The organism is Pseudofulvibacter geojedonensis (genome assembly GCF_042675745.1).
Taxonomy (GTDB): Bacteria; Bacteroidota; Bacteroidia; order Flavobacteriales; family Flavobacteriaceae; genus Pseudofulvibacter; species Pseudofulvibacter geojedonensis.
The window spans coordinates 1-5,164 of the sequence record NZ_JBHTJM010000012.1 but is presented as its reverse complement, the minus strand read 5'-3'; the positions used below and the strand labels follow the sequence as shown (position 1 = coordinate 5,164).

General features: G+C 46.9%; 2 tRNA genes and 3 rRNA genes. All 5 read left to right on the top strand.

Annotation, left to right across the window (positions count from 1 at the left end):
• Positions 1-68: 68 nt before the first annotated feature.
• Positions 69-1,592: ribosomal RNA gene (locus ACFQ1O_RS14680) — 16S ribosomal RNA — on the top strand.
• Positions 1,593-1,683: 91 nt separating this feature from the next.
• A tRNA-Ile gene (locus tag ACFQ1O_RS14675) sits at positions 1,684-1,757 on the top strand.
• Between the two features lie 86 nt (positions 1,758-1,843).
• Positions 1,844-1,917, top strand: a tRNA-Ala gene (locus tag ACFQ1O_RS14670).
• A gap of 212 nt (positions 1,918-2,129) precedes the next feature.
• Positions 2,130-4,938: ribosomal RNA gene (locus ACFQ1O_RS14665) — 23S ribosomal RNA — on the top strand.
• Between the two features lie 125 nt (positions 4,939-5,063).
• Positions 5,064-5,164: ribosomal RNA gene (rrf, locus tag ACFQ1O_RS14660) — 5S ribosomal RNA — on the top strand; the annotation flags it as partial.

Below are 5,164 nucleotides of genomic sequence, written 5' to 3'. Positions count from 1 at the left end.
TAAAGTAAACCATTTTGAGTAAGTTAATTTCTTTTATTGTTTGAAGGTTAAATAATATTTAAAATTTAACGATGAAGAGTTTGATCCTGGCTCAGGATGAACGCTAGCGGCAGGCTTAACACATGCAAGTCGAGGGGTAACAGGAAAAAGCTTGCTTTTTTGCTGACGACCGGCGCACGGGTGCGTAACGCGTATACAATCTGCCTCATACTGAGGGATAGCCTTTGGAAACGAAGATTAATACCTCATAGTATGGTGACTTGGCATCAAGACATCATTAAAGGTTACGGTATGAGATGAGTATGCGTCCTATTAGCTAGATGGTGTGGTAACGGCACACCATGGCGACGATAGGTAGGGGTCCTGAGAGGGAGATCCCCCACACTGGTACTGAGACACGGACCAGACTCCTACGGGAGGCAGCAGTGAGGAATATTGGACAATGGAGGCAACTCTGATCCAGCCATGCCGCGTGAAGGATGACTGCCCTATGGGTTGTAAACTTCTTTTATATAGGAAGAAACACTTCTACGTGTAGAAGCTTGACGGTACTATATGAATAAGCACCGGCTAACTCCGTGCCAGCAGCCGCGGTAATACGGAGGGTGCAAGCGTTATCCGGAATCATTGGGTTTAAAGGGTCCGTAGGCGGATAGATAAGTCAGAGGTGAAATCCTGCAGCTCAACTGTAGAATTGCCTTTGATACTGTTTATCTTGAGTTATTGTGAAGTGGTTAGAATATGTAGTGTAGCGGTGAAATGCTTAGATATTACATAGAATACCAATTGCGAAGGCAGATCACTAACAATATACTGACGCTGATGGACGAAAGCGTGGGGAGCGAACAGGATTAGATACCCTGGTAGTCCACGCCGTAAACGATGGTCACTAGCTGTTCGGGAGCAATCCTGAGTGGCTAAGCGAAAGTGATAAGTGACCCACCTGGGGAGTACGTTCGCAAGAATGAAACTCAAAGGAATTGACGGGGGCCCGCACAAGCGGTGGAGCATGTGGTTTAATTCGATGATACGCGAGGAACCTTACCAGGGCTTAAATGTAGGTTGCATGATTTAGAGATAGATCTTTCTTCGGACTACTTACAAGGTGCTGCATGGTTGTCGTCAGCTCGTGCCGTGAGGTGTCAGGTTAAGTCCTATAACGAGCGCAACCCCTGTTGTTAGTTGCCAGCGAGTAATGTCGGGAACTCTAACAAGACTGCCGGTGCAAACCGTGAGGAAGGTGGGGATGACGTCAAATCATCACGGCCCTTACGTCCTGGGCTACACACGTGCTACAATGGTAGGTACAGAGGGCAGCCACTGCGTGAGCAGGAGCGAATCCTTAAAACCTATCTCAGTTCGGATCGGAGTCTGCAACTCGACTCCGTGAAGCTGGAATCGCTAGTAATCGGATATCAGCCATGATCCGGTGAATACGTTCCCGGGCCTTGTACACACCGCCCGTCAAGCCATGGAAGTTGGGGGTGCCTGAAGTCCGTCACCGAAAGGAGCGGCCTAGGGTAAAACTGATAACTAGGGCTAAGTCGTAACAAGGTAGCCGTACCGGAAGGTGCGGCTGGAACACCTCCTTTCTAGAGAAAATCTTAGATAAAAGAGTGTTTAACGAGCACATAATGTGTTTACTTTAGCTGTTAATTAAAAAAAAGAACGAAAGAATAGTAGAGTCTCATAGCTCAGCTGGTTAGAGCGCTACACTGATAATGTAGAGGTCGGCAGTTCGAGTCTGCCTGAGACTACTAATTTTTTTAAAGGAAATTTTAGAGGTTGAGTAAAGAGTTGTTATAACTAATAACTCATAAACTAATGACTCATCACTAAGAATGGGGGATTAGCTCAGCTGGCTAGAGCGCTTGCCTTGCACGCAAGAGGTCATCGGTTCGACTCCGATATTCTCCACAATTCCTGAGGGATTTCTTTAAAAGATGTAAAAGACATAGGATACAAGTTTCAATCAGTCATTTTACACGACAAAGGAGGTTCTGTTAGAAGGAAAACCGTTCATTGACATATTGAGATTAAGAAACACGAGCGCTAGTTATTATATAACTAGTGATTAAATTAAGAATCATATAGTTAGATTATTCTAATTATAAAAAGAGCAAAAAGTACAATAAGCTAAATAAGGGCGCATGGGGAATGCCTAGGCTCTCAGAGGCGATGAAGGACGTGATAAGCTGCGATAAGTTACGGTGAGGGGCACATACCTTATGATCCGTAAATTTCCGAATGGGGCAACCCACTATATTGAAGATATAGTATCCGAAAGGAAGCAAACCCGGAGAACTGAAACATCTAAGTACCCGGAGGAGAAGAAAACAAAAGTGATTCCGTTAGTAGTGGCGAGCGAACGCGGATTAGCCCAAACCAGTGTTGTTACGGCAATACTGGGGTTGTAGGACCACGATATTCGAGTGTGATTGAATTAGAACAATTTGGAAAGATTGACCATAGAGGGTGATAGTCCCGTATAAGTAAGAGATCGTTAGATAGTGGTATCCTGAGTAGTGCGGGACACGTGTAATCCTGTATGAATCTGGCGGGACCATCCGCTAAGGCTAAATACTCCTGAGAGACCGATAGTGAACCAGTACCGTGAGGGAAAGGTGAAAAGAACCCTGAATAAGGGAGTGAAAAAGATCCTGAAACCATGCGCTTACAAGCGGTCGGAGCCTACGGGTGACGGCGTGCCTTTTGCATAATGAGCCTACGAGTTACTTATACTAGCAAGGTTAAGCACTTCAGGTGCGGATCCGTAGCGAAAGCGAGTCTGAATAGGGCGATCATAGTTAGTGTGAGTAGACGCGAAACCGTGTGATCTACCCATGGGCAGGTTGAAGCTTTGTTAACCCAAAGTGGAGGACCGAACCCGTTGACGTTGAAAAGTCTTGGGATGACCTGTGGGTAGGGGTGAAAGGCCAATCAAACTCGGAAATAGCTCGTACTCCCCGAAATGCATTTAGGTGCAGCGTTGATTTATAGTTTTATAGAGGTAGAGCTACTGATTGGATGCGGGGGCTTCACCGCCTACCAATTCCTGACAAACTCCGAATGCTATAAAATGTTCATCAGCAGTGAGGGCATGGGTGCTAAGGTCCATGTCCGAGAGGGAAAGAACCCAGACCATCAGCTAAGGTCCCCAAATATATGTTAAGTTGAATAAACGAGGTGAAACTGCTTAGACAGCTAGGATGTTGGCTTGGAAGCAGCCATTCATTTAAAGAGTGCGTAACAGCTCACTAGTCGAGCGGTTTTGCATGGATAATAATCGGGCATAAACATATTACCGAAGCTATGGGCCAGTAATGGCGGTAGGGGAGCATTGTAGTGGCGTTGAAGGTGTGCTGTGAGGCATGCTGGAGTAGCTACAAAAGAAAATGTAGGCATAAGTAACGATAATGCGGGCGAGAAACCCGCACTCCGAAAGACTAAGGTTTCCTCAGCTATGCTAATCAGCTGAGGGTTAGTCGGGACCTAACGCGAACCCGAAAGGGGTAGTGGATGGACAACAGGTTAATATTCCTGTACCTGCTCTTATTAAAAGTGACGGATCTCTGGAGTTACTGCGTACTGACGGAATAGTACGTTGAAGCGCAAGCGATAGTACACCAAAGCCACGGCAGCGGTGATAATGTAGCGAAGGAGGTTCCAAGAAAAGCGAGAGAAGCAGCCCGTACCCTAAACCGACACAGGTAGTTGGGATGAGAATTCTAAGGAGCTCGAGAGATTCATGGCTAAGGAACTAGGCAAAATCGACCCGTAACTTCGGGAGAAGGGTCGCCACTCATTGAGTGGCCGCAGTGAAAAGGTCCAGGCGACTGTTTATCAAAAACATAGGGCTATGCTAAATCGAAAGATGACGTATATGGCCTGACACCTGCCCGGTGCTGGAAGGTTAAGTGGAGTTGTTAGCTTCGGCGAAGCAATGAAATGAAGCCCCAGTAAACGGCGGCCGTAACTATAACGGTCCTAAGGTAGCGAAATTCCTTGTCGGGTAAGTTCCGACCTGCACGAATGGTGCAACGATCTGGACACTGTCTCAGCCATGAGCTCGGTGAAATTGTAGTATCGGTGAAGATGCCGATTACCCGCAGCGGGACGAAAAGACCCCGTGAACCTTTACTATAGCTTCGTATTGACTTTGGATAAGTGATGTGTAGGATAGCTGGGAGACTTTGAAGCGGCTTCGCCAGGAGTTGTGGAGTCATTGTTGAAATACCAGCCTTTGCTTATCTGAAGCCTAACTTCTTTTTAGAAGGACAGTGCGTGGTGGGTAGTTTGACTGGGGTGGTCGCCTCCAAAAGAGTAACGGAGGCTTCTAAAGGTTCCCTCAGCACGCTTGGTAACCGTGCGTAGAGTGCAATGGCATAAGGGAGCTTGACTGAGAGACATACAGGTCGATCAGGTACGAAAGTAGAGCATAGTGATCCGGTGGTTCCGCATGGAAGGGCCATCGCTCAAAGGATAAAAGGTACTCCGGGGATAACAGGCTGATCTCCCCCAAGAGCTCACATCGACGGGGGGGTTTGGCACCTCGATGTCGGCTCGTCACATCCTGGGGCTGGAGAAGGTCCCAAGGGTTGGGCTGTTCGCCCATTAAAGTGGCACGCGAGCTGGGTTCAGAACGTCGTGAGACAGTTCGGTCTCTATCTGCTGTGGGCGTTAGAAATTTGCGTGGATCTGACTCTAGTACGAGAGGACCGAGTTGGACTAACCTCTGGTGTATCAGTTGTTCCGCCAGGAGCATGGCTGAGTAGCTACGTTGGGAAGGGATAAGCGCTGAAAGCATATAAGCGCGAAACCCACCACAAGATGAGATTTCTTTAAAGGGTCGTAGGAGATGACTACGTTGATAGGTCATAGGTGTAAAGGCAGTAATGTCATAGCCGAGTGATACTAATAACCCATAGGCTTATGTACAGTCCCCTCTTTATGAGGGGACGCAAACTCTTTTTAATTCTTGATTACTCAAATTCTTATATCTCAATATGTTAACTTATTTGTAGCTTAAGCTACTGTTATGTATCAAATCATAACAAACAACTTAAGGTGGTTATAGCAATGGGGCTCACCTCTTACCTTTCCGAACAGAGAAGTTAAGCCCATTAGCGCCGATGGTACTACTATTGTGGAAGAGTAGGTCGCC